This window comes from Duganella sp. AC917, assembly GCF_979258245.1.
The window spans coordinates 5,573,801-5,599,193 of record NZ_OZ409848.1; the positions used below are offsets into that span (position 1 = coordinate 5,573,801).

Here is a 25,393-nt window from a genome sequence, read left to right on the forward strand (position 1 = left end):
CCGACCCGCACCCTGAACCAGTATTCGGTATCGTGGGGCCCATCGGCGTGAACCTCGAGCCTGTGATCACCGTTCTCTAGCGCGAGCTACAAGCCGTGGGGTACAAGGCCAAGACGATTCAATTGAGTCGGCAGATAGAGATTTTTTTTGGAACCGATCATAGTCTTGAGACTGAGGACAATAGAATTTCCCATTTGATGGATGAGGGAACTCGCCTTCGTACGGATAGCGGTAGCGGGGATGCGGTCGCGTTGCCTGGCATTGCAGAGGTCAGGCGGATTCGTTCGGAGGAGCTAGGCGGTAAGCCTCGCTTCCTACGTTTTCAAAATACATATCTCGATATTGAAACTGCTATAGTATCAAACGAGATTCCCCGTCTTATCTTGGCGTTGAACCTACGCATGCCGCAAGTGTAGAAGCGAGTTGGAGAACTATCATGAAAAAGCCCAGTAGTCTTGTCGAACAAATCCACCAAGCTCAACGTGAATTCAATAGCTGGACGCCGGAGCGGCAGGCCAATGTCCGGTTGGCTGGATCCAGCGCGTTGCTGACGCACTACCCGCAACCAAAGCCCTTTGAGCCACCGGCCGCTAAAGTGATAGTACGGAAAAAATAGCGGGTTGGCACGTTGCGCGCTGTACGACCTATGTTGCCACGTCCACCGCATCTTCGCACTCAGCATTAGAGCTGCATTGTGCCCATGCACCAAAATAATGCATAAGCTTGCGCGGATTCGTTCGTTCATTTCCGGTCCGGTGGTTGATAGGATGGCATCCCCATCTTTTACCGGACCACTTCAGTGCAAACAAAATTTAAATTGAATCCGCTGGCGGCAGGCGCTATCGCGCTGCTGTGCGGCGCTGCCGGCTCGTCCAGCGCGCAGGTGGCAGGCTCGGAAACCCTGAGCCAGCCCGCAGTCGTCATCACCGGTTCGCGCATTCCGCGCGCCACGCTGGAGGGCCCGTCGGCCGTCACCGTCATCACCGGCGAGGACATCACCAAGCAGGGCTACCGCAACGTCTTCGACGCCCTGAGCAACCAGACCCAGAACAGCGGCTTCACGCAGGGCGCCGACTTCGGCAACACCTTCACGCCGTCGGCCAACACCATCAGCTTGCGCGGCCTGGGCCCGAACCACACGCTGGTGCTGCTCAACGGTCGCCGCATGGCCGATTTCCCGATCGCTTATGATGGTATGGTCAACTTCACCAACCTGGCCAATATTCCGTCGAGCGTGGTCGATCGCATCGAGATCCTCAGCGGCGGCGCCTCGGCCGTCTACGGCTCGGACGCGGTGGCGGGCGTGGTCAACATCATCCTGAAAAAACAGGCCGAGGGCTACGACATCAACCTCAAGGCGGGCGGTACCTCGCGCGGCGGCGGTGGCGACAAGCGCCTGCAGTTCACCGGCGGCCATAGCTTCGACAAACTCAATACGCTATTTAGCATCGAGCTGCTGGAGCGCGATCCGCTGTGGAGCCGCGACCGCGATTTCATGAGCAGCAAAACCGGCGTGGCGCCGACCTCGATCCTGGGCCGGCGCAATGTCAGCGGCGGGCGCTATGTCGATCTGGGCGACGCCTGCGCAGGGCTGGGCGACGTCTTCAACGGCAGCGCCGTCAAGTACACCGCCAAAACCGGCAGCTACTGCGCCAGCCCGAACGTCGGCCCCACCTACTGGACCACGCAGACCAAAAACAGCAGCCAGAACGTGTTCGGCAGCGCCAACTACGAGCTGTCGCCGACCACCACCCTGTTCGTCGAGGGCTTGTACGGCAAGAACCGCAGCTCGAACAACACGCGCGGCCCGTCGTGGACCTCGCGCTCGCTCACCGACGCTTATTTCGTCAACCAGAACACCGGCAACTACGAAGCCTGGAACAAATACATCTCGCCCGAGGAGATCGGCGGCGTCGATCGCTACAACCGCACCTGGGACGACCAGGCCAGTTCGCTGTCGTTCGGCGCCAAGGGGCAGCTCGCCGGCAGCTGGCAGTACGAGGCGGGCTACACGGCGTCGCTCTACAAGAGCCAGGCCAAGGCGCCGCGCGCGCTGGCCAATATCGACAGCTTCTTCCTCGGCCCGCAACTGGGCGTGGACGCCGACGGCGTGGCGATCTTCGCGCCCGACCAGTCGCGCCTGACGCGCCGCCTGACGCCGGCCGAATTCGACAGCATCACCGACTTCACGCACAGCGACGACAAGTCGTGGACCAATACCCTCAGCTTGTCCGCCAACGGCGAGGCGTTCGCGCTGCCGGCCGGTCCGGTCAGGCTGGCGACGGTGGCGGAGGTGGGCAAGCAGGGGTTCTCGAACCGTCCCGATGAACGCATCAACCAGGGCTACTTCAACCTTGCGCCGCCGGCCGACGTCACCGCCGGCACCCGCAAGCGTTACGCGCTGGGCGTGGAGGCCAACGTGCCGCTGCTGCAGCAGTTGTCGGCCACGCTGGCCGGCCGCTACGACCATTACAGCTACGCCGGCCGCGATCAGGGCAAGGCCACCTATAACGGCGGCCTGGAATGGCGTCCCGTCAAGCAGGTGCTGGTGCGCGGTAACTACGCCACCAGCTTCCGGGCGCCGGACATGAACTATATCTTCAAGGCGCGCGGCACCGGCTACTATTCGTCCACCACCGACTACTACCGCTGCGCGAAGGCCGGCCAGCCGGTCGCCGATTGCGAGTTCGCCAACGTCTCGCCGGGGTCGGACTATGTGCAGAACGGCAGCAAGGATCTGCGCGCGGAGCAGGGCCGTTCGACGGGCCTCGGCCTGGTGTGGTCGCCGAGCGCGGACTTCGACGTCTCGCTCGACTACTGGAACATCAAGATCGACGATCTGGTGACCAACCTGAACGCCGACAAGCTGCTGCGCGACGAGTCGGATTGCCGCATGGCCGACGACCTGACGTCGCCGACCTGCGCCGATGCCATCGCCCGCATCGAACGCAATCCGCTGACGGCGCTGAACAAGCCGGGCGAGATCCGCCAGATCACGGTCAATCCGATCAACGCCGCGTCCACCAGCGTGAACGGCATCGATGTCAGCGTCAAGCATGTGCTGCGCACGGCCGGCTGGGGTACGTTCGTCTCGAAGCTGAATTATTCGAAGACGCTGGACAAGAAGTCGCGCCAGTTCTCGGGCGATCCGCTGAACGACGATCTGAAGGACCTGACCAATCCCGATTGGCGCGACAAGCTCAATGCGAGTGTGACGTGGAATCTGGAAAAGTGGTCGAACACGTTGTTCCTGCAGCGCTACAGCAAGGTGCCCAACGGCGCGGGGGAGGCTTATCTGACGCCGACCACCCTGGTCAATGCGAGCGCGGTGTACCGCATCAATACGCGCACCACGGTTTCGGTGGCGGTGAATAACCTGTTCAACAAGGTCAAAAGCGATACCACTGGTGGTTGGCCGTATTATCCGGTCGGCAGTTACAGCCCGGTCGGACGTCAAGGCTGGGTGGAGCTGAACTACCACTTCGGTTCCTGACGCGATGGCGGCGCACGGGAATCGCCCCGTGTGCCGCCACAGTCCCACTCAAGCCGCTTTACGCTGCGCGGCGCCATGCCCCAGATACTCGGTCACCCAGTACACCAGCGCCAGGGCCGGGAAGGCCATCCCGGTCAGCAGCGCGGCCTGCCAGCCGTGCGTGGCGAACATCCAGCCGCCCAGCGCCGAACCCAATGCGCCGCCGGCGAAGAACAGCGCGAAATACACGCCATTCAAACGGCTGCGCACCTCCGCCCCGAGCGTGAAGATGGCGCGCTGGCCGAGCACCAGATTGGCCGCCACACCCATATCGAGCACGATCGAGGCGATCACCAGGATCGCCAGGCCGACGTTGCGCGACTCCGGCGCGATCATCGGCAGCGCGAATCCCACCACCCCCAGCGCCAGCGCGGCGGCCGTCGCCATCAGGGTATGGCCGGCGTCGGCCAGGCGCCCGGCGATTGGCGAGGCCACGGCGCCGGCCATGCCGACCAGCGCGAAGATGGCGATGCCGGTCTGCGACAGGTGGAACTGCGGACCGGCCAGCATCAGCGGCGTGACGGTCCAGAATAAGCTGAACGATCCAAACAGGCCGGCGTGGTACGCGGCGCGGCGGCGCAGCAGCGGCGTGCGCAGGAACAGGTGCCACAGGGACGCCATCAGCGCTGGATAGGTGATGTTCGAGGTGGGCACGCGCAGCGGCAGTTTGGCGCGCAGCACCAGCGCCACGGCCAGCACGATCAGCGCGGCGCCGCCGAAGACGACGTGCCAGTTGCTGGCGTCGGCCACCAGGCTGGCGACAGGGCGCGCCAGCATGATCCCCAGCAGCAGGCCGCTGACCACCTTGCCCACCGTGTGGCCGCGCGTCGATTCCTTCGACAGGTGCGCGGCGAACGGCACGATGATCTGCGCCGCCACCGAGCCCAGGCCGATGCCCAGCGCGGCGGTCAGGAACAGCCATGCGCTGGTGCTGAACGCGGCCAGCACCAGCATCGCCGATGTGAACAGCAGGCCGCCGACGATCAGGCGGCGGTTTTCCAGCAGGTCGCCCAGCGGAACGACGAACAGCAGGCCGATGGTGTAGCCGATCTGCGTCAACGTGACGATCAGGCCCGCCGCCTGCGCCGACAGGCCGGTGGCCGCGCTGATCGGGCCGACCAGCGTTTGCGCGTAGTACAGGTTGGCGACGATCAGGCCTGTCGCGGCGGCCAGCAGCAGCACCATGCCGGGACTGATGTCGGTTTCCGTGGTTTTGTTCATGATGGTTCCCAGAAGTGAATGTCGATGAGGCTAGTGTAGACAAACGGGACCGAAAGATAATTAGGGCATAATGCCTCCATACTTTTCACTTTATATGAACAATCATGGATCGTTTGAAGGCCATGCAGGTATTTGTGCGCATCGTCGAGGCCAATAGCTACACGAAAGCGGCCGAAACGCTGGACCTGCCGCGTGCCGCGTTGACGGCCACCATCAAGAAGCTGGAGGCGTTTCTCGGCACCCAGCTGCTGCAGCGGACCACGCGCCGCCTGTCGCTGACCTCCGACGGCGCCGACTACTTCAGGAAATGCCTCGAAATCCTGCAGGCGGTGGACGACGCCGAGGGCACGTTCCGGGGCCAGAGCGCGGCCCGGCCCAAAGGCCGGCTGCGGGTCGAGCTGCCCGGCGCGGTCGGCCGCAACCTGGTGATGCCGCACATCGGCGCTTTTTGCCGCGACTATCCGGAGATCGATCTGGTGGTATCGCTCAGCGAGCAGGTGAAGGATCTGACGCGCGAAGGGCTGGACTGCTCGCTGCGGGTGGGCGACTTGCAGGATTCGTCGATGATCGGCCGGCGCATCGGCAGCATGGGGTTTCTGACGTGCGCCTCGCCGGCCTACCTGGCCGCCCATGGCGTGCCGCGAACCCTCGAGGATCTGCACGCGCATCGCGGCGTGACGCATTTTTCCGGACGCACCGGCCGCCCGTTCGACTGGGATTTCGTCGCCGACGGCAGCGTGGTGACGATGGCCGTGCGCGGCGCCATCGCGGTCAACGATCCGGACGCCTACATCATCTGCGCGCTGCAGCATATGGGCCTGATCCAGGCTGCGCGCTATCAGGTGCGCCATCATCTGGCCAGCGGCGCGCTGGTCGAGGTGCTGCACGATCTGCCGCCGACACCGATGCCGATTTCGCTGCTGTATCCGCAGGGACGCATGGCGTCGCCGCGCCTGAACGTGTTCGCGGCATGGATCGCGGATCTGTTTCGCGACGATCCGGATCTGCAGGCCTGAATCGTGAAATAGGCCGCCGGACCGGCGTCGCAGGCCGCCTGGCCGTCTATAATGTTCGCTATGAAAAAATATTCGATACGCCTGGCCATCGCCGCCGCGACGGCGCTGGCGCTGCTGTCCGGATGCGGCGGCGGCGGCGGAGGTGACGCGCCTGCCGCCACACCCACGGCCCCGGTCGTTGTGACGCCGACGCCACCTGTCGTGACGCCGACGCCGCCCGTCGTCGATCCGTCCCCGTCGACACCGCCGGTGGGGCCGCCCGTGATCGACCCGAATAATCCGCCCGACTGGCTGGCGTTGGCCAATCGCTGCGAGCGCCCGCGTCCGGGCAGCTCCGATTCGCAAGGCTCGTTGATGGACGAGTTGCGTTGGCTGCGCTCCTTCTACGGCGAGACGTACCTGTGGTACCGCGAACTGCCCACCGACCTGCGGCTGGAAAACTACACGCGCGCGGTGGACTTCTTCGACGACTACAAGACGTTTGCGACCACCACTTCCGGCCGGGCCAAGGATCGCTTCCACTTCACCTATTCGACCAAGGTGTGGGAAGATCTGTCGAGTTCCGGCACCGAGATTGGCTACGGCGTGACGTGGGCGCGCAACGCCGACGCGGCGGCGCCGCGCGTGTGGAACGTGGCCATGGTGACGCCGGCGTCGCCCGCCGCGCTGGCGGGCATGCGGCGCGGCGACTCCCTCTCGTCCGTCGATGGCGTCGCGCTGACCGACAACACCAGCGACGGCGTCGCGCGGCTCAACGCCGGCCTGTTCCCGGCCACGACCGGGGAGCGGCATACGCTGGTGCTGACGCGCGCCGGCGTGCCGCTGACGGTCAACCTGGCGGCCGCGCAGGTGAGCAGTCCACCGGTGCAAAACGTCAAAACCATCGACACGCCGACCGGCAAGGTCGGCTACCTGCAGTTCGATGACCACAACCAGTTGTCCGAAAGCGAACTGGCGAAGGCGATAGGCAGGTTCAAGTCGGACAACATCGTCGACCTGGTGCTCGACATGCGCTACAACGGCGGCGGCTACCTGGCCGTGGCCAGCGAGCTGGCCTACATGATCGCCGGACCGGCCGCCACCAGCGGCAAGATCTTCGAACAAACCCATTACAACGATAAGACCGCGCCGCGGTCGCCGGACCTGTTCCGCGCCAAGGCGGTCGGCTTCCCGTCGTCGCAGCTGGCCGGCGGCAGCGCGCTGCCGTATCTGGGGTTCAAACGCGTCACCATCCTGACCACGCCGGGGACCTGCTCGGCCAGTGAATCGGTGATCAACGGCTTGCGCGGCATCGACATCGAGGTCAACCTGATCGGTGGCGACACGTGCGGCAAGCCGTATGGCTTCGTCCCGGCGAACAACTGCGGCACCACGTATTTCGCCATCCAGTTGCAGGGCACGAACCACAAGGGCTTTGGCGACTACGCCGACGGCTTCCAGCCGACCTGCCGCGTCGCCGATGATCTCGATCATGAACTGGGCGACACCGCCGAGCGGCTGCTGGCGACGGCGCTGAGCTACCGCGCCGGCGGCATCTGCCCGGCGCAGCCGATGATGAGCCGCGCGCGCTCCGCCAGCCCCACTGCTGGTTCGGGCGCCATGACGCTGGTACGCCCACAAGCAAAGGAAATAGCGATCCGTGATCGCTAGCGTGCAAAGCCGACTATAATTTCCAGCGTATCCGGTGCCGGCGCAGGCACCGGTCGATCAACCCCACGCTGGAAGCCTGTCCATGATTCGTTCCGCCATACTGCTTGCCTTTGCCACCTCCGCAGTCGCCACCTCCGCCCCCACGCTGGCCGCCGCGCCGTCGTCCGCCCTGAGCACCATCGCCGAGCGATCCGGCTTCCAGAACACCGGCCGTTACGACGAGGTGGTGGACCTGTGCGCGCGCTTCCAGAAGGCGTATCCGAAACAGGTGCGGTGCTTCGAATTCGGCCGCACGCCGGAAGGGCGCCCGATGCTGGCGCTGGCCGTCTCGCGCACCGGCGCGCTGACGGCCGAGCAGGCGAAAAAACGCGGCCTGCCGGTGCTGCTGGTGCAGGGCGGCATCCACGCCGGCGAGATCGACGGCAAGGACGCCGGCTTCCTTGCATTACGCGAGGCGCTGGAGAACAAGGTCGCCCCCGTCGCGCTGGACAAGCAGGTGCTGCTGTTCGTCCCGGTGTTCAACGTCGACGGCCATGAGCGCTTCGGCAAGTGGAACCGGCCGAACCAGCGCGGCCCGGTCGAAATGGGCTGGCGCACCACGGCGCAAAACTACAACCTCAATCGCGACTACGTCAAAGCCGACGCGCCGGAGATGCAGTCGATGCTGGCGCTGGTGAACGCCTGGGATCCGCTGGCCTACATCGACCTGCACGTGACCGACGGCGCCAAGTTCCAGCCGGACGTCTCGATCCAGGTCGAGCCGGTGCACGGCGGCGACGAAGAACTCAAACAGGCCGGCCTGGCGCTGCGCACGGCCGTGATGGCGGATCTGACGGCGCAGGGCTCGGACCCGAAGCCGTACTACATCTCGTTTGCGGTCAACGACGATCCGGCCTCCGGCTTTGTCGACAGCATGCCGGCGCCGCGTTTTTCGACCGGCTACTTCCCGATGCGTAACCGCTTCGGGATGCTGGTCGAAACGCACTCGTGGAAGGACTATCCGACCCGCGTGCGCATCACGCACAACACCATCGTCTCGCTGCTGTCGCAAGTCGGCGCGCACGGCCAGCAGTGGCTGAAGGTGGCGCGCGAGGCGGACGCGCGCGCGGCGACGCTGGCGGGCGCCGACGTGCCGCTCAGCTATCGCACCACGTTCAACGCCAAGACCATCCAGTTCCCCGGCTACGAATACACGCGTGCCCATTCGGAGGTGTCGGGCGGCCTGATGACGCACTACGACGAAAGCAAGCCGCAGGTGTGGACGGTGCCGCTGCGCGACGAAATCGTGCCCGATCTGCGGGTGGCCGCGCCAAAGGGCGGCTATCTGGTGCCGCTGGCCGACGCGCCGAGGGTGGCCGCCAAGCTGAAACAGCACGGCATCACGTTCAAGGTGCTGGGTGTGGACCAGATGGCGGCGGAGGTGGAGACTTTCCGCGCCAGCAAAACGACATTCGGCGCGCAGTCGTTCGAAGGGCGGCAGTCGCTGGCGGTGGAAGGCGATTGGGGCCGCGAGCGGCGCAGCGTCGCCAAGGGTTCGCTGTTCGTGCCGATCGCGCAGCCGAAAGCGCGCCTGGTGATGACGATGCTCGAGCCGCGCGGCGCCGACTCCCTGCTGGCCTGGGGCGAGTTCAATAACGCCTTCGAGCGCAAGGAGTACATGGAGGAGTATGTGGCCGAGGATGTCGCGCGCGAGCAGCTGGAAGCCGATCCCGCGCTGCGCGCCGAGTTCCAGAAAAAGCTCGATACCGACGCGGCGTTCAACAAGAGCCAGGAGGCGCGGCTGGAGTTCTTCGCCCGCCGCCATTCGTCGTGGGACGAGCGCTTCAACCTCTATCCGGTGATGCGCACGGCGCAGAAGTTTTAAGCCGCTGGCGGCACGTGGCGGATTACGCCATTCCGGCTAATCCGCCCTGCGTTGTGACAAAAAACGGCGTTCTCAAGACGCCCGCTTGAGCGCCTCGCTCTGGATCGCGAACGCGCCGTTGACGCCGTCCAGGGTGATGCTCTCGTCCTTGTCGAACAGGATGTCGCCGGTGAAGCCGCCTTCGGCTTCGCGCATTTCGTTTTTGCTGAAGTCGAACAGGCCACGGTCCATCATGTGCGACGGCTTGATGTTGCCCATCGCGGTGAACATGCTCTTGATCCACAGCGGATTTTTCTGCTGCCACGTCGCCAGCATCTCCTTCATCGCCTGCCGCTGCAAATTCGGCTGCGAGCCGCACAGATTGCACGGGATGATGGGGAAGCCCATCTTGCCGGCGTACTTTTCGATGTCCTGCTCGCGGCAGTAGGCCAGCGGGCGTATCACCACGTTCTCGCCGTCGTCGGCGGTCAGCTTGGCCGGCATGGTCTTGATCGTGCCGCCGTAGAACATATTGAGCAGGAAGGTCTCGAGGATGTCGCCCTGGTGGTGGCCCAGCGCGATCTTGGTCGCGCCCAGCTCCTTGGCGGTGCGGTACAGGATGCCCCGGCGCAGGCGCGAGCACAGCGAGCAGGTGGTTTTGCCCGGCTCGATCTTCTCGGTGACGATGCTGTAGGTGTCCTGCTCGACGATCTTGTACGGCACGCCGATCTTCTGGAAGTACTCCGGCAGCACGTGCTCCGGGAAGCCCGGCTGCTTCTGATCGAGGTTGACCGCGATCAGGTCGAACTTGACCGGCGCGATTTTACGCAAGTGCATCAGGATGTCGAGCATCGTGTAGCTGTCCTTGCCGCCGGACATACAGACCATCACCAGGTCGCCCTCGGTGATCATGTCGAAGTCGACGATCGCCTTGCCGGTTTGCGTGCGCAGCTTCTTTTGCAGCAGCTCGAAGCGGCGCGAATCGGTCGGGTCGCGCTCCGGCGCGGCGGCCGGCGCTTGCAGTTGTTGCGGGAGATGGAGTGGGGCGTTCATATCAGACGTTATCCTTGATCTTGAATACTTCGACGCCGACGCCTTCGCAGTCCGGATACACGTCCGGCTTCATGGTCGAGACGCGGGCGGCGCGCACGCGCGGGTGGTCCAGCATCGCGCGCACGATGTCGTCGCACAGGCTTTCCTGCAGCTGCACGTGGCCGCGCGACATCAGCTTGGCGATGGTGTCGCGGATGAAGTCATAGTCGACCACTTCGTCCAGCTGGTCGTGGCTCGGCGTCGACACCGACAGCGGGATGTACAGGTCGACGTTGATCAGCAGCCGCTGCTCGCCCTTCTTTTCGAATTCGTACACGCCGATGTTGATCAGCACTTCGTAATTGCGCAGGAACAGGCGGCGGCAGTCGGTCAGGCTCGGGTGGGACAGGGCGGACAACATGGGATTACCTTCTTTCGATTTAAATTCTACTGACTCATTTGGCGAGGAACATCACGTCGCGCGGCAGCGGCATCAGGTGCTGGCCGCCGTCGACCAGCAAGGTGGTGCCGGTCATGGCGCGCGCCGAGGCGGCGTAGACGACGCTGTCGGCGATGTCCTCCGGGGTGCTGGAGCGGCCCAGCGGGGTTTGCTGGTGCGCGTTGGCGAAACCGGCTTCGGTCTGGTCGCCGGACACCATCGTGATGCCGGGCGCGATGCCGACCACCCGCACCGCCGGCGCCAGCTGCTGCGCCAGCATCGTGGTGGCGGTGTGCAGCGCGGCCTTGGACAAGGTGTACGACAAAAAATCAGGATTGAGATTGTACAGTTTTTGGTCGAGCAGGTTGATGACGGCGGCCGGCTCGCCGCCGCTGCCGACCGTCGCCGCGTGCAGCGCCTGCGACAGCAGGATCGGCGCGGCGACATTGGCGCGCATGTGGGCGTCGAGCCGGGCGGAGGTGAAATCGGCCGCGCTGTCGTAGTCGAACAGCGAGGCGTTGTTGACCACGCAGCGCACCGGCCCGAGGACGGCGATGGCGCGCGGCAGCAGTTCGCGCACCGCCGCCTCGTCCGACAGGTCGCACTGCAGCGTGACGGCGCGCCGGCCCAGCGCGACGATCTCCGCCGCCACCTGGCGCGCCTCGTCCTCCGAGGCGCGGTAGTGCACCGCCACGTCCCAGCCGGCGCGCGCGAGGCCGAGCGCGATGGCGCGGCCGATGCGGCGCCCGGCGCCGGTGACGAGGGCGACGCGGGCGGTCGCCGGGGCGGCCTGGGGTGGAGTGTGCTGCGGCGTGGTCATGGTCGATGCGTATGCCTGTCTGGTCGATGTTAAAAAATGTCGCGGGTGTCACGTGCGGGCGCCGATTCGCTACAATGCCGGTATGTCCCTACCCGTACCTTCTAGCGACGCGCTGGCCGCGTCCCACGCCCTGCAGAACCTGATCGCCGCCGACATCGAACGCAATGACGGCGCGATTTCCTTCGCCCGATTCATGGAGCTGGCCCTGTATGCGCCCGATCTGGGCTACTACAGCGGCGGCTCCGCCAAGCTGGGCAAAGATGGCGATTTTACAACCGCGCCGGAACTGACGCCGCTGTTCGGCGCCGCGCTGGCGCGTGTCGCAGCCGCTATTATCGCCCAAAGCGCGCCGCGCATCCTCGAATTCGGCGCCGGCACCGGCAAGCTGGCGTTCGACATCCTGACCGCGATGGCGGCCGACGGCGTCGCCGTCGAGCGCTATTTCATCGTCGAGCTGTCCGGCGAACTGCGCGCGCGCCAGCGCGAGCGGCTGCGCGACTTCCCGCAGGTCGAGTGGCTCGACGCGCTGCCGGACGCCTTCGACGGCGTCGTCTTCGGCAACGAGGTGCTCGACGCGATGCCGGTGCATCTGGTCACCAAGCACCCGGAAGGCTGGCAGGAGCTGCGCGTGACGGTGCGCGATGGCCGCTTCGACTGGCACGAAGCGCCTGCCGACGACGCGCTGCTGGCGCAGATCGGGCGCCAGATCGCCGACCACGCCGAGCTGCCGGTCGGTTACGTCACCGAGGTGCACGGCGTGGCCTGCGGCTTCATGGCGACCCTGGCGCGCATGCTGCGCAACGGCGGCGCCAATGCCGCCTTCCTGTTCGACTACGGTTTCCCGGCGCACGAATACTATCTGGGGCTGCGCGCCACCGGCACGCTGATGTGCCACTACCGCCACCACGCACATCCGGACCCGTTTTATTATCCGGGTCTGCAGGACATCACCGCCCACGTCGATTTTACGGCGATGGCGCTGGCGGCGCAGGACGCCGGCGCCGGCGTGCTGGCCTATCTGAACCAGGCGACCTTCCTGATCGGCGCCGGCATCGGCGATCTGCTGCTGCGCACCGATCCGACCGACACGCTGAATTACCTGCCGCAGGCGGGCGCCGTGCAAAAACTGCTGTCGCCGGCGGAGATGGGCGAATTGTTTAAAGTCTTGGTGATAGGAAAGAACGTAACGTTGCCTGACGCCATTACAATGCATGACCGCAGTCATCGTTTGTAGACAAAATGGCACAATAGCTGGAAAAGCAAAGGGATTCGCCGCCTCGACGGTGCGATGAGCGGGCGAAGATCGGCTATGATGGAAGATCGAGCGTCGATTTAACGCCTTAGGAACAATGGGAAAGATACACACTCACTATGACAACCTGAAAGTGTCGCGCATGGCGCCTCAGGAAGTCATACGTGCGGCCTACAAGGCCCTCAGCCAAAAATATCACCCGGACAAAAACCCGGGTGATGAAAAGGCTGCGCGCATCATGGCCATTCTCAACGGCGCCTACGACACCTTGTCGGACACCCAGCGCCGCCGCGAGCACGACGAGTGGATCGCCGCCGAGGAGTGGGAAATCGAATGGCTCGAGAGCACCCGCAACGAGGACGGACGCGGCGCCGACAAGCACCGCCACGACGCCGACCGCTGGAATCCCGAGCCGGTCGACGATCCGCAACCGTTGCCGGCGCCGCTGCGCAAATGGAAGTGGTGGGCCGCGCTGGCCGGCTGCCTGGTGGTGGGCTGGCTCGGCGGGACGATGGCGTCCGAGTCGGCGTTGCTGGAGGCGGCGCTGGGCGGTAAAGTGCGCAGCGCCGCCAAGGCGGAGGCGCAGCGCGCCGCCAAGGCCGAACCGCGCGAGCGCGAACGCGATGACTGGGCCGCCCACCGGCCGTTCTATCCCGAGGCCGACACGTCGCCGGCGCCCAAGGGCGCGCCGGTCAAGGTGTTGGCGATGTCGCAGATCGTGCTGCCGGGCGTCACGCCCGATTGCGACAACGACAGTCAGAACCTGGTCGCGCCCAACGGCGAGCCGTGGCCGGCCAATTCCGGCTATATCGAAGGATTCACCATCGGTAACCGTGGCGACGACATCCAGCTGATGGTCGACAACGCCAACAACGCTTCGGCGGTGTTCATCAAGGTCTACGACGTCGAACGGCGCGCCAATGTGCGCTATGCCTATGTGCAGGCGCACGACAAGCTGATGGTCGACAAACTATCGAATGGCAAGTACGAGATCCGCTACCAGAACCTCGATCCCGGCGCCAGCCGCGGCGGCTGCTCGGGCTCCGGTCCCGGCGCCGGCACGGCCCCAAGCCGCACCGCCGCTGCCGGTACCGGCGCGAACACGCCGGCGATCAGCAATTAAGTCGCCACCGTCTCCATCAATCCCATTTCCTCGCTCGACATCAGTTTGTCGATATTGACCAGGATGAGCATGCGCTCGTCGATGGTGCCCAGGCCGATCAGGTAGTCGGAGCTGAAGGCGGTGCCCATCTCCGGCGCCGGCTTGACCTGCTCGGGCGTCAAGGTGGTCACGTCGGACACCGAATCGACCACCATGCCGACCACGCGGCCATTGATGTTGAGGATGATGACGACGGTGAACTGGTCGTACACCGGTTCACCCAGATTGAACTTGATGCGCATGTCCACCACCGGGATGATGATGCCGCGCAGGTTGATGACGCCCTTGATGAACTCCGGGGCGTTGGCGATGCGGGTGACGGCTTCGTAGCCGCGGATCTCCTGCACCTTGAGGATGTCGATGCCGTATTCCTCGGAGCCGAGCGTGAAAGCGAGGAACTCCCGGCCGGCGATATCGGATGCGTTTTCTTGCATGGCGATGGTCCTTGTATTCCTTGAAATGTTGATCCACCGGTGTCGATGGCTTTCCAAGAGTATCAGAGTCGGGGCGCCGTGACGAGCGTTGGAAAAGCGCTGTTTAGTAAAAAGTGGCGCGCTGTTGCTATCGCTTCCACGGAGCTTGTCACAGTGGGGGAATCTGATTATGCTAGCCTCAGCGAAGGCACACGGCGCGGCCGGACGCCGCACCCTCCAGGAGATTTTTGTATGACAGATCCAACCGCCTCGGACGACGACTGGCTGATCGAGGAAGACGAGGAACTACCGCCGGCGGAGGGCGCGGGCGCGCCCGACCAGCGCCAATGGCGCGTGCTGATCGTCGACGACGACGTCGACGTCCACGCCGTCACGCGGCTGGCGCTGCGCAACGTCAGCTTCAAGGGCCGCGAGCTCGAACTGTTCTCCGCCTACAGCGGGCGCGAAGCGTTCGACATCCTGCGCGACACGCCCGACATCGCGCTGGTGCTGCTCGACGTGGTGATGGAGACCGACGACGCCGGGCTGATACTGGCGCGCCGCATCCGCGAGGAACTGCACAACGCCATCGTGCGCGTGGTGCTGCGCACCGGCCAGCCGGGCCAGGCGCCCGAGCAGCGCGTCATCATCGAATACGACATCAACGACTACAAGGCCAAGACCGAGCTGACCACGCAGAAGCTGTTCACCACCGTGATCTCGGCGCTGCGCGCGTACGAGAGCCTCAACATGCTTGAGCGCAGCCGCGTCGGCCTGGGCAAGATCCTGGCCGGCGCCACCAATCTGTACCAGATCCATTCGCTGCGCGAATTCGCCTCCGGCGTGCTCAATCAGGTCAGCGCGATCCTCGATGTCGGCTCCGACGGCGTGCTATGCCTGATGCAGGGCGACACCGGCGTCACCAGCGTGGTGGCTGCCACCGGCGGCTACGCGCAACTGAACGAGGCGGAGCTGATGCCGACCGGCCATCCGCTGTGGCCGACCATCGCCAAGGCCTTCGCCGAAAAGAAAAGCCAGTTCGATCATCCGGCCAACGTGCTGTTCATCCACACGCAGGAAAACCGCGAGGTGGCCATCTCGGTCACGCCGCCGTGGCCATTGGCGCAGATCCAGCGCGACTTGCTGGAGGTGTTCTGCCAGCGGATCGCGGCGGCCTTCGACAATCTGTACATGTTCGGCCAATTGCGCAAGGCGCAGGAGGCCACCGTGGTGGCGCTGGCCGACCTGGCCGAGTTCCGCGACAGCGGCACCGGCGGCCATGTGCGGCGCGTGCAGCAGCTGTCGTCGTCGCTGGCCGCGCGGCTGGCCGAACGCGGCTCCTATCCCGACGAGATCACGCCGCAGCTGCTGGAGATGATCGGGCTGGCGAGCATCCTGCACGACGTCGGCAAGGTCGCCACGCCGGACCACATCCTGCTCAAGCCGGGACCGCACACGCCGGAGGAACGCGCCGAGATGCAGACCCACGCCGCCGTCGGCCGGGCGATCCTGGAACGCGCCGCCGGCATGGTCGATGGTGTCAGCTACCTGACCTACGGCGCGGCGATCGCCGGTGGGCATCACGAGCATTTCGACGGCAATGGTTATCCCAATCAGCTCAAGGGCACCGCGATACCAATCGCCGCGCGCATCGTCGCGGTGGTCGACGTGTTCGACTCGCTGCTGCACGAGCGGCCGTACAAGGAACCGTGGCCGCATACCGAGGTGATGACCTATATCACCGAGCGCGCCGGCAAGCAGTTCGATCCGGAGGTGGTGGCGTCGCTGCTGGAGCTGATCGAGCGCGATCCGACCATCGGGCGCACGCCGGATTAGGCGGAGCGCCGTGATCCGCCATCCATGAGCCGCCGGCGGAGCATGCATTGGCGGATTACGCTGCGCTAATCCGGCCTACGTGGTTCCGTGGTTGCGCATCCCCTGCATCTTCGTTTTGCACCATCGCCTCGAAGCTGGCGGCCGGCATCGGCCGCGCGAACAGGTAGCCCTGCGCTTCGTCGCACTGCTTGGCGCGCAGGAAGTCGCGTTGCGCTTCGGTTTCCACGCCTTCCGCCACCACCCCCAGTCCCAGCGAATGCGCCAGCGCGATGGTTGCCGCGACGATCACCGCGTCGTCCGGATCGGTTTCGATATCCTTGACGAAGCCGCGGTCGATCTTGATGCGGTCGATCTCGAACAATTTCAGATAACTGAGCGACGAATAGCCGGTGCCGAAATCGTCGATCGCCACCTTGATGCCGCGCGAGCGCAGCTCGACCAGCAGCGCGCGGCTGCGCTCCGGGTCCTGCATCGCCGCCGACTCGGTGATCTCCAGTTCCAGCAGCGCCGGATCGATGCCCTGGCTGGCCAGCAGATGGTCCAGGTGCGGCAGCAGGCCGGCGCCGTGGCACTGGCGCGCCGACAGGTTGACCGCCAGCCGCAGATGCGCCAGCGGCGTGCCGCGCCATGCCGACAGCAGCGCGGTGGCGCGCTTGAGCACCCAGTCGCCCAGCGGCAGGATCAGCCCCGACTCCTCGGCGATCGGGATGAAGCGGTCCGGCCCCACCATGCCCAGCTCCGGATGGTGCCAGCGCAGCAGCGCCTCGGCGCCGATCACGCGCTGCGTGGCCAGTTCCACCTGCGGCTGCAGATACAGTTCAAATTCCTCCTGCTCGAGCGCCTGCCACAGGCGGTTCTCCAGCATCAGCCGCTCGTGGGTGGCGACGTTCATCTCGGCCGAGAAGAACTGGAAGTTGCCCCGTCCCTGGCTCTTGGCGGCGTACATCGCGGTGTCGGCGTGGCGCATCAGGGTGCTGCCGTCGTCGCCGTCGGACGGGAACATCGCCACGCCCACGCTGGCGCCGCTGTGGATGGTCTTGCCCTGCAGGTCGTACGGCGCGGTGAGCGAGTCGACGATGCGCACGGCGACGTGGGTGATGTCGGCCGGCGTGACCGCGCCGGAGGCGACGACAATGAATTCGTCGCCGCCGAGGCGGGCGATGATGTCGACCTCGCGCAGCAGTTCGCGCAGGCGCTCGGCCACCGCCACCAGCAGCAGGTCGCCGGTTTGGTGGCCGTGGGTGTCGTTGATCTTCTTGAAGTGATCGAGGTCGATGAACAGCACCGCCGCCGCGCCGTGCGCGCGCCGCGTCTGCGCCAGCAGCTGCTCCAGGCGCAGGTTGAGCGACAGGCGGTTGTCCAGGCCCGTCAGGGTGTCGTGGTGGGCCAGGCGGTGGATGCGCTCCTGCGCCATGCGCTGCTCGGTGAGGTCGTGCAGGATGGCGACGAACAGGTGCTCGTCGGGCAGTTCGACCTCGCTCACCGAGATCGCCAGCGGGAACTCGCTGCCGTCGCTGCGCCAGCCGGTCAGCGTGTAGTCGTGCGTGACGCCGCAGGCGATCATGCGCAGCAGGCCGGCCGCGTCGAGGCCATCGGCCTCGCCGACGCCGACCGGCACCAGGCGCTCGAGCCGCAGGCGCGTCATCTGCTCGGGCGTGTAGCCGAACAGGCGCCCGGCGGCGGCGTTGGCCGACATCAGCAGGCCGTCGCCGTCGATGGTGAGGATGGCGTCGGCGGCCTTGTTCAAAATCGCCTGCAGCCTGGCTTCGCGCTCGCGCAGGCGCGCCGTGCTGTCCTTGACCTGCGCCTGGATGCGCGCGCGTTCGCCGCTGATCAGCAGCATCAAGGTGCCCAGCAGACCTGTCAGCAGCAGGCCGCAGGTCAGCACGGTCCAGCTTTGCCAGCCGCGCTGCTGCTGCAGGTAGGCCGGCGTCGGCGCCAGCGTCAGCTCGTAGATGCGCCCGCCGAAGTGCAGCTGGTGCTGGAAGTCGCCCGCTCCCGGCGCCCGCAGCAGGCTGTCGCGCAGCGTGCGGCCCGGCGTTTCGTCGTCCATGTCCTCGAAGCGCACCAGGAAATGCTCGAATTCGGAGCGCTTGAGCGCCTGGTCGAGGTAGGCGTCGAACTGCAGCGCGATCAGCAAGGAGCCGACCGGCTGGTGCTGGGCGCTGTTGGGATACACCGTTTGCAACAGCAGAACGCCGAACCCGGGCAGGGTGCGCGCGAACTGCAGCGGCGCCGTCGCTGTCGGCTGGCCGGACTGGATCGCCCGTTCCAGCGCGGCGCGGCGCTGGTCCTCGGACAGGAAGTCGAGGCCGACATAGTCGCGTCCCTCGGCCGGTTCGACAAAGGTGACGGGGAAGTAGCGCGTGCGCTGGCCCGCCGCGCGCAGCGCGCCCGTCAGCGAGCGCTCGCGGATCTCGAAGGAGGGTGCGACATGCTGGCGCGCGCGGGCCTCGAAGGCGACGCGGTCGGCGCCGGCCACCGGCACCAGCCAGCCCATCGACAGCAGCTCGGGGCGCTGGTCGAGGTAGCCGTGGGCCAGGTTGCTGAAGTCGTCCGCGCCCAGGATGCGGTTCGGATCGTTGAGCGCCTTGGCCATGGCGTAAATGAAGCGTTCGTGTTCGCTAAACTGCGCCTGCAGCAGGTCGCCGGTCTGCTGCGCCTTGAGGCGGAAGGTTTGCAGCTGCTGGTTGCTTTCCCATTTATCGGCTTGCACGTAGATGGCGATGAAGGCGGCCGCCGACAGCATCAGCGGCAGGCCGACCAGCAGGCGGCGGCGCTCCCACAGCGCGCGCGGGCGGCCGATGACGATCCACGTCAGCGGCGCGGCCAGCAGCACGCCGATGGTGTCGCCCATCCACCACGCCAGCCAGTCGCCCACCAGGCCGTCCCAGCGCAGCGCGCCGGCCAGCAGCATGCCCGACAGCGAGACGGTGCAGCCGATCACGGTGACGCTGGCGGCCAGCAGGATGAAGCGCACCACGTCGCGCCCCGAGCCGATGGCCGGATCGATGTGGCGGCGGAACAGGGCGGCGCCCACAAAGGCTTGCAAGGTGGCGCCGGCGGCGGCCGACAGCGCGCCCAGCAGCACCGGCGCGGTCAGACCGCCGACGCCTTGCCAGAAGGCCGCAAGGTAGACGCCCAGCGCGCCCAGCGCGACGGCCGGCAGCAGCCGCAGGCCGGCGACCGCGCAGGCGGCCAGGGCGATGCCGGCGGGCAGGAAAATCGGGGAAGCGTAGCCGGGCGGCAGCGCCAGCATCAGGCCGAGGCGGCCGGCGATCAGATAAGCGGCCAGCAAGGCCAGGTTGGCCAGCGCCAGATGACGTCGGCCTGAGCCGGGGGAATACAGCTGCGTGGTGTTCAACTGCGGTGCTCCCGGGTCGCGTGGTTGGGTCGAAAAGCGGGTCCAGCTGCGACCGATTGTATAGGAAATCATTCGACGTAAAAACAACACTTGCACTTTTGCACGCGGTCCAGTTAAAATCTCGCCCCGAAGCAGACGGTTCATCCTCAGGAACGCAAAATATCGCGCTCCAAGCGAAATTGGAGGGTTGACAGGTCAAAGTAATTGCTTCATACTCTGCGGTTCCTCGCGGAGGGGTGGCCGAGTGGTTAAAGGCGACAGACTGTAAATCTGTTCTCTATGAGTACGCTGGTTCGAATCCAGCCCCCTCCACCAAGTTGTTGCGGTGAGACTGAGTAGCAAAAGTGAAATGAACGATACCTCGCGGGTGTAGCTCAATGGTAGAGCAGAAGCCTTCCAAGCTTACGACGAGGGTTCGATTCCCTTCACCCGCTCCAGTGTTGTTGCAATGCAGATGCGCAGGCAGGGCATCAAATAGCAGTACCCCATCAGCCCTTTTAGCTCAGTGGTAGAGCACTCCCTTGGTAAGGGAGAGGCCACGTGTTCAATCCACGTAAAGGGCACCAGAATTCGCAGCATCAGCATAAGTAATACGCAGCACGCCGCGAGAGAGCGGCACCGCAGTAAAAATTCAGCAGAAAATTCAGCAGTATTCACAGACAGTCGGGCGCGAGCCCGGGCAATCACACCAAATCGTTAGGAGTCTAAAATGGCAAAAGGTAAATTCGAACGGACCAAGCCGCACGTCAACGTCGGCACCATCGGCCACGTCGACCACGGCAAGACCACCCTGACCGCTGCGATCGCAACCGTTCTGTCGAAGAAATTCGGCGGCGAAGCTAAAGCATACGACCAGATCGATGCGGCTCCGGAAGAAAAAGCACGCGGCATCACCATCAACACCGCGCACGTCGAGTACGAAACCGCTGCCCGTCACTACGCACACGTTGACTGCCCAGGCCACGCCGACTACATCAAAAACATGATCACCGGCGCGGCCCAGATGGACGGCGCGATCCTGGTGTGCTCCGCAGCTGACGGCCCAATGCCACAGACCCGCGAACACATCCTGCTGGCCCGCCAAGTTGGCGTTCCATACATCATCGTGTTCCTGAACAAGTGCGACCTGGTCGACGACGCAGAACTGCTGGAACTGGTTGAAATGGAAGTTCGTGAGTTGTTGTCGAAATACGAATTCCCAGGCGACGACGTGCCTATCATCAAAGGTTCGGCCCGTATGGCGCTGGAAGGCAAAGAAGGCGAAATGGGCGTTGACGCGATCATGCGTCTGGCCGATGCGCTGGACAGCTACATCCCTACGCCAGAGCGCGCAGTCGATGGCGCCTTCCTGATGCCAGTGGAAGACGTGTTCTCGATCTCGGGTCGCGGTACCGTTGTGACCGGTCGTATCGAGCGCGGCATCATCAAAGTCGGCGAAGAGATCGAAATCGTTGGTATCACCGACACCGTCAAGACCACTTGCACCGGCGTGGAAATGTTCCGCAAGCTGCTGGACCAGGGTCAAGCCGGCGACAACGTTGGTCTGCTGCTGCGCGGCACCAAGCGTGAAGACGTACAGCGTGGCCAGGTTCTGGCCAAGCCAGGTTCGATCAAGCCGCACAACCACTTCACCGGCGAGATCTATGTCCTGTCGAAAGATGAAGGCGGCCGTCACACCCCGTTCTTCAACAACTATCGTCCACAGTTCTACTTCCGTACGACTGACGTGACCGGTTCGATCGAACTGCCAGCGGACAAAGAAATGGTTATGCCAGGCGATAACGTGTCGATCACCGTCAAGCTGATCAACCCGATCGCGATGGAAGAAGGTCTGCGCTTCGCAATCCGCGAAGGTGGCCGTACCGTTGGTGCAGGTGTTGTTGCGAAGATCATCGCTTAAGGAATATCCTGACTTACCACCAGGGGCGTCCCTGGTGGTATAATCGATATCCTTTGTAGTTTTACGTAGGGACGTAGCTCAATTGGCAGAGCGTCGGTCTCCAAAACCGAAGGTTGGGGGTTCGATGCCCTCCGTCCCTGCCACCGTTTTCAGGTGCAGGGCACCGAAAGTAAATTAAATGTCAAATCAATCCGTGCAGACCGTCAGCACGTCGAATGACAAGATTAAGGTTGCACTGGCAATAGCCGTTGTGATCGCAGGCGTGGTGGGGTTTTATTACCTGTCAGACAAACCAGCTCTCGTACGCGCAGGCGCACTTGTAGCTGGTTTGGCTTTTGCCGTTCTGCTCTTGTGGACTTCGTCGACTGGCCGTGATTTCCTGAATTTCGCCAAAGAAGCCGTACGCGAGACGAAAAAGGTCGTTTGGCCCACCCGTCGCGAAGCGGCCCAGATCACCGGCATCGTGTTCGCCTTTGTGCTGGTCATGGCGCTGTTCCTGTGGGGCACGGATAAGACGTTGGAATTCCTGTTGTACGATCTCATTCTGGGCATACGAAAATAATGAACGAAAACGTGCAAGATGATGCGGCAGGCGAATCGGTGACCGGTGAAGTGCCGGCAACCGAGGCCGCTGCGGCGCCGGTAAGCGTTCCAGTGAGCAACAAACGCTGGTACGTTGTTCATGCGTATTCCGGTATGGAAAAAAGCGTGCAGCGCGCGCTGACCGAGCGCGTTGAACGCGCCGGCATGCAAGACCAGTTCGGCCAGATCCTGGTGCCGACCGAAGAAGTGGTCGAAGTCAAGAACGGTCAGAAGTCCGTCACCGAGCGTCGTTTCTTCCCGGGCTATGTCCTGGTTGAGATGGAAATGACCGACGAGACGTGGCACCTGGTGAAAAACACCAACAAGGTGACCGGTTTCATCGGCGGCAAATCGAACAAGCCGACCCCGATTCCAGCGCGCGAGATCGACAAGATCATGCAGCAGATGCAAGAGGGCGTCGAGAAGCCACGGCCAAAAGTGCTGTACGAAGTGGGCGAGCAAGTCCGCATCAAGGATGGCCCGTTCACCGACTTCAACGGCAATGTCGAGGAAGTCAACTACGAGAAATCGAAAGTGCGCGTCTCGGTCACCATCTTCGGCCGCGCCACACCAGTCGAACTCGAATTCGGCCAGGTCGAAAAAGTATAAATACCGTTCGCCAGAACGGGCGACGGTGTAAAAACCCCGACAATCTGGCACCAGAGGAGCCCCGCCATGCAATGGATCGCATGGCGGGGCGCTACTACTCATACCCAAGATAGGAGCCATCATGGCAAAGAAAATCATTGGTTTTATCAAGCTGCAAGTGCCAGCTGGTAAAGCAAACCCATCCCCACCGATCGGTCCAGCGCTGGGTCAGCGCGGTCTGAACATCATGGAATTCTGCAAAGCGTTCAACGCGCAGACCCAGGGTATGGAACCAGGCATGCCGATTCCGGTCGTCATCACCGCGTTCGCCGACAAGTCGTTCACCTTCGTGATGAAGACGCCGCCAGCGACCTACCTGATCAAGAAGCACTCGGGTGTCACCAAAGGTTCGCCGAAGCCACATACCGACAAAGTCGGTAAGCTGACCCGCGCTCAAGCTGAAGAAATCGCTAAATTGAAAACCCCAGATCTGACCGCTGCCGACATGGATGCTGCTGTACGCACCATCGCTGGTTCCGCACGTTCGATGGGCATCACGGTGGAAGGTCTGTAATCATGGCAAAACTGTCCAAACGCGCTAAAGTTATCAAATCCAAAGTTGATAGCACCAAGACCTATGCCTTCGACAACGCTGTTGCGCTGATCAAAGAGCTGGCCACCGCCAAGTTCAACGAATCGATCGACGTATCGGTTCAGCTGGGCGTGGATCCTAAGAAGTCGGACCAGGTCGTTCGCGGTTCCGTCGTGCTGCCAGCCGGCACCGGCAAGACCGTTCGCGTCGCCGTGTTCGCTTCGGGCGAAAAAGCCGAGCAGGCCAAAGCCGCCGGCGCCGACGTTGTTGGTATGGAAGACCTGGCCGAGCGCGTCAAAGCCGGCGACATGCCTTTCGACATCGTCATCGCTTCGCCAGACACCATGCGTATCGTTGGTACCCTGGGTCAGATCCTGGGCCCACGCGGCCTGATGCCTAACCCGAAGGTCGGCACTGTTACCCCTGACGTCGCTACCGCCGTGAAAAACGCGAAAGCCGGTCAAGTTCAGTACCGTACCGACAAAGCCGGTATCATCCACGCTACGATCGGCCGCAAGTCGTTCGCCGACGCCGATCTGAAGAGCAACCTGGTTGCCCTGATCGACGCGCTGAACAAAGCCAAGCCGGCATCGAGCAAAGGTGTTTACCTGCGCAAGGTTTCCCTGTCGTCGACCATGGGCGCTGGCGTCCGTGTTGACCAGGCTACCCTGGCTGCTTAAAGGCAACAACTGGGTGTCAGGTTCGGATGCGCGCAGCGTGTTCGACCCTGATACCCACTGAATAAATTTAGTCGTCGAGCTGAAAAGCTTGGCGCAGTTCTTTGGGCTGGTCGGCGTTGCTTGCAATTCCGGCCAGACAATCAAAGACCGTTGGGCTCAGCGCAGCAGGCAGGCGCCGGGTTAATTGGATTTTCCGCCCAACGCAGATGGTGTACCCGATCAAGTTTCGTAGTCCATTGGACTCCTAAACCTCGGACGCCGTTGTTCGAACCGATGGCAGGCAGTCGCCCGTCATCATTTAAGGAGGTTGACCGTGGGTCTCAATCTGAATGACAAAAAGGCCGTCGTCGCCGAAGTTTCCGCAAAAGTAGCAACTGCGCAAACTATCGTCGTGGCCGAATATCGTGGCATCCAGGTTGCTCACTTGACGCAACTTCGTGCCAAAGCGCGCGCTCAAGGCGTGTACCTGCGTGTGTTGAAAAATACGCTCGCTCGTCGCTCCGTCGAAGGCACGCAGTTCGCCAACCTGGCAGACAGCATGACCGGTCCGTTGATCTACTCGATCTCGGACGATGCCGTTGCAGCAGCTAAAGTCATCGCTGACTTCGCTAAAACCAACGACAAACTGGTCATCACCGCAGGTAACTACGCAGGCAAACAGCTGGATAAAGCAGCTGTTACCGCGTTGGCGAGCATTCCTAGCCGTGAAGTCCTCATTTCGCAGTTGTTGGGCGTTATGCTGGCTCCGGTGTCGGGCTTTGCACGTGGTCTGGCTGCTCTGGCAGCGAAAAAATCCGAAGGCGCTCCTGCTGCTGCTGAAGAAGCGGTTGCAGAAGAAGCCCCAGCTGCTTAATAGCGGCTGTGCCCTGGCCTGGGCCAGGGCGGGTTTTTCTCAAGTACCAATCTGATGTACTAACGAATCAATAAATTATTGGAGTTTCAAATGGCAATTAGCAAAGACGACATCCTGGCAGCAGTTAGCGAAATGTCCGTAATGGACCTGAACGACCTGGTCAAAGCTTTCGAAGAAAAATTCGGCGTTTCGGCCGCAGCAATGGCAGCTCCAGCAGCTGGCGGCGCCGCAGCTGGCGCGGCTGTTGAAGAACAGACCGAATTCAACGTTGTTCTGACCGAAATCGGCGCGAACAAAGTTGGCGTGATTAAAGCTGTTCGCGAAATCACCGGTCTGGGCCTGAAAGAAGCCAAAGACGTGGTTGATGGCGCTCCTAAGACCGTCAAAGAAGCCCTGTCGAAAGCTGACGCTGAAGCCGCTAAGAAGAAGCTGGAAGAAGCTGGCGCCAAGGCTGAACTGAAGTAATCAAGTTGTACGGCGGCTAGTTAGCGCCTCGAGCCAAAGCTGCGGATTTCCTTTCGAAAGGGAGGAAATCCGGCTTTGGCTCCTTTGTCGTCCTCGTCGTATTTGTAGCGTATTGTCCGACGCTGCAGTGGTTAGTAGTTTATTCAAATCAGC

21 protein-coding genes and 4 tRNA genes are annotated in these 25,393 nt (G+C 63.5%); 19 read left to right on the forward strand and 6 right to left on the reverse strand.

Annotated elements, in window-relative coordinates; all coding sequences use genetic code 11:
* Positions 1-436 precede the first annotated feature (436 nt).
* Both ACZ0BA_RS24440 and ACZ0BA_RS24445 read left to right on the forward strand, forming a co-directional pair.
* Positions 437-616, forward strand: coding sequence for a hypothetical protein (locus ACZ0BA_RS24440; RefSeq protein WP_463453739.1), 180 nt, complete (start codon positions 437-439; stop codon positions 614-616).
* Positions 617-799: 183 nt separating this feature from the next.
* Positions 800-3,493, forward strand: a complete 2,694-nt coding sequence (locus ACZ0BA_RS24445) for a TonB-dependent receptor plug domain-containing protein (RefSeq protein ID WP_463453740.1) — start codon at positions 800-802, stop codon at positions 3,491-3,493.
* Positions 3,494-3,541: 48 nt separating this feature from the next.
* Here the strand turns inward: ACZ0BA_RS24445 and ACZ0BA_RS24450 are convergent, their stop codons facing one another.
* Complete coding sequence (locus ACZ0BA_RS24450) at positions 3,542-4,753, reverse strand: MFS transporter (protein WP_463453741.1); 1,212 nt, start codon at positions 4,751-4,753, stop codon at positions 3,542-3,544.
* 104 nt (positions 4,754-4,857) lie between these two features.
* Between ACZ0BA_RS24450 and ACZ0BA_RS24455 the strand changes: the two genes are divergently transcribed.
* The 3 genes from ACZ0BA_RS24455 to ACZ0BA_RS24465 all read left to right on the forward strand — a co-directional run bounded on the left by ACZ0BA_RS24455 (position 4,858) and on the right by ACZ0BA_RS24465 (position 9,283).
* On the forward strand, positions 4,858-5,769 hold the full coding sequence (locus tag ACZ0BA_RS24455; RefSeq protein ID WP_463453742.1) for a LysR family transcriptional regulator: 912 nt from the start codon (positions 4,858-4,860) through the stop codon (positions 5,767-5,769).
* 60 nt (positions 5,770-5,829) lie between these two features.
* Positions 5,830-7,419, forward strand: coding sequence for a S41 family peptidase (locus ACZ0BA_RS24460; RefSeq protein ID WP_463453743.1), 1,590 nt, complete (start codon positions 5,830-5,832; stop codon positions 7,417-7,419).
* An 82-nt stretch (positions 7,420-7,501) separates the two neighbouring features.
* Positions 7,502-9,283, forward strand: a complete 1,782-nt coding sequence (locus ACZ0BA_RS24465) for a M14 family metallopeptidase (RefSeq protein WP_463453744.1) — start codon at positions 7,502-7,504, stop codon at positions 9,281-9,283.
* A 72-nt stretch (positions 9,284-9,355) separates the two neighbouring features.
* On the opposite strand, the gene ttcA is transcribed toward ACZ0BA_RS24465, so the two are convergent.
* Genes ttcA through ACZ0BA_RS24480 form a run of 3 tightly spaced genes read right to left on the reverse strand, consistent with a single transcriptional unit; the run spans position 9,356 to position 11,553 of the window.
* Positions 9,356-10,315 carry a tRNA 2-thiocytidine(32) synthetase TtcA gene (gene ttcA / locus ACZ0BA_RS24470; protein ID WP_463453745.1) on the reverse strand — a complete coding sequence of 320 codons (960 nt, stop codon included), beginning with the start codon at positions 10,313-10,315 and terminating at the stop codon, positions 9,356-9,358.
* A gap of 1 nt (position 10,316) precedes the next feature.
* Entirely contained in the window at positions 10,317-10,715 is a 399-nt protein-coding gene (locus tag ACZ0BA_RS24475; protein WP_463453746.1) for a dihydroneopterin aldolase, read from the reverse strand.
* 34 nt (positions 10,716-10,749) lie between these two features.
* Entirely contained in the window at positions 10,750-11,553 is an 804-nt protein-coding gene (locus ACZ0BA_RS24480) for an SDR family oxidoreductase (protein WP_463453747.1), read from the reverse strand.
* An 82-nt stretch (positions 11,554-11,635) separates the two neighbouring features.
* Between ACZ0BA_RS24480 and ACZ0BA_RS24485 the strand changes: the two genes are divergently transcribed.
* Both ACZ0BA_RS24485 and ACZ0BA_RS24490 read left to right on the forward strand, forming a co-directional pair.
* Positions 11,636-12,787, forward strand: a complete 1,152-nt coding sequence (locus tag ACZ0BA_RS24485; RefSeq protein ID WP_463453748.1) for a class I SAM-dependent methyltransferase — start codon at positions 11,636-11,638, stop codon at positions 12,785-12,787.
* Positions 12,788-12,902: 115 nt separating this feature from the next.
* A complete protein-coding gene (locus ACZ0BA_RS24490) occupies positions 12,903-13,928 on the forward strand; it encodes a J domain-containing protein (protein ID WP_463453749.1) in 1,026 nt (341 codons plus the stop codon).
* On the opposite strand, the gene ACZ0BA_RS24495 is transcribed toward ACZ0BA_RS24490, so the two are convergent.
* A complete protein-coding gene (locus ACZ0BA_RS24495; RefSeq protein ID WP_463453750.1) occupies positions 13,925-14,401 on the reverse strand; it encodes a chemotaxis protein CheW in 477 nt (158 codons plus the stop codon). The two genes, ACZ0BA_RS24490 and ACZ0BA_RS24495, sit on opposite strands and share 4 nt — an antisense overlap.
* Before the next feature lie 231 nt (positions 14,402-14,632).
* Here ACZ0BA_RS24495 and ACZ0BA_RS24500 point away from each other — a divergent pair, with 231 nt between their 5' ends.
* A complete protein-coding gene (locus tag ACZ0BA_RS24500) occupies positions 14,633-16,216 on the forward strand; it encodes a DUF3369 domain-containing protein (protein WP_463453751.1) in 1,584 nt (527 codons plus the stop codon).
* 55 nt (positions 16,217-16,271) lie between these two features.
* Here the strand turns inward: ACZ0BA_RS24500 and ACZ0BA_RS24505 are convergent, their stop codons facing one another.
* Positions 16,272-19,580 (reverse strand): bifunctional diguanylate cyclase/phosphodiesterase, encoded by a 3,309-nt coding sequence (locus ACZ0BA_RS24505; RefSeq protein ID WP_463453752.1) that lies wholly within the window; start codon positions 19,578-19,580, stop codon positions 16,272-16,274.
* A gap of 230 nt (positions 19,581-19,810) precedes the next feature.
* On the opposite strand from ACZ0BA_RS24505, the gene ACZ0BA_RS24510 reads away from it, so the two are divergent.
* The 11 genes from ACZ0BA_RS24510 (at position 19,811) to rplL (ending at position 25,240) form a co-directional block, all read left to right on the forward strand.
* Positions 19,811-19,895 (forward strand) — tRNA-Tyr (locus ACZ0BA_RS24510).
* A 48-nt stretch (positions 19,896-19,943) separates the two neighbouring features.
* Positions 19,944-20,017: transfer RNA gene (locus ACZ0BA_RS24515), tRNA-Gly, on the forward strand.
* Between the two features lie 54 nt (positions 20,018-20,071).
* A tRNA-Thr gene (locus tag ACZ0BA_RS24520) sits at positions 20,072-20,146 on the forward strand.
* Between the two features lie 143 nt (positions 20,147-20,289).
* A complete protein-coding gene (gene tuf / locus ACZ0BA_RS24525) occupies positions 20,290-21,480 on the forward strand; it encodes an elongation factor Tu (protein WP_090325678.1) in 1,191 nt (396 codons plus the stop codon).
* A 67-nt stretch (positions 21,481-21,547) separates the two neighbouring features.
* Positions 21,548-21,623 (forward strand) — tRNA-Trp (locus ACZ0BA_RS24530).
* Positions 21,624-21,658: 35 nt separating this feature from the next.
* Entirely contained in the window at positions 21,659-22,042 is a 384-nt protein-coding gene (gene secE, locus ACZ0BA_RS24535) for a preprotein translocase subunit SecE (protein ID WP_463453753.1), read from the forward strand.
* Entirely contained in the window at positions 22,042-22,671 is a 630-nt protein-coding gene (gene nusG / locus ACZ0BA_RS24540) for a transcription termination/antitermination protein NusG (protein WP_463453754.1), read from the forward strand. The genes secE and nusG overlap by 1 nt, the downstream gene beginning before the upstream one ends.
* Before the next feature lie 121 nt (positions 22,672-22,792).
* A complete protein-coding gene (rplK, locus tag ACZ0BA_RS24545; protein WP_093561569.1) occupies positions 22,793-23,224 on the forward strand; it encodes a 50S ribosomal protein L11 in 432 nt (143 codons plus the stop codon).
* Between the two features lie 2 nt (positions 23,225-23,226).
* Positions 23,227-23,922: a 50S ribosomal protein L1 gene (rplA, locus tag ACZ0BA_RS24550; RefSeq protein WP_090325687.1), complete on the forward strand. Its 696-nt coding sequence runs from the start codon at positions 23,227-23,229 to the stop codon at positions 23,920-23,922.
* A 313-nt stretch (positions 23,923-24,235) separates the two neighbouring features.
* Complete coding sequence (gene rplJ / locus ACZ0BA_RS24555; protein WP_463453755.1) at positions 24,236-24,775, forward strand: 50S ribosomal protein L10; 540 nt, start codon at positions 24,236-24,238, stop codon at positions 24,773-24,775.
* A gap of 90 nt (positions 24,776-24,865) precedes the next feature.
* Positions 24,866-25,240 (forward strand): 50S ribosomal protein L7/L12, encoded by a 375-nt coding sequence (gene rplL / locus ACZ0BA_RS24560; RefSeq protein WP_463453756.1) that lies wholly within the window; start codon positions 24,866-24,868, stop codon positions 25,238-25,240.
* Positions 25,241-25,393: the final 153 nt, after the last annotated feature.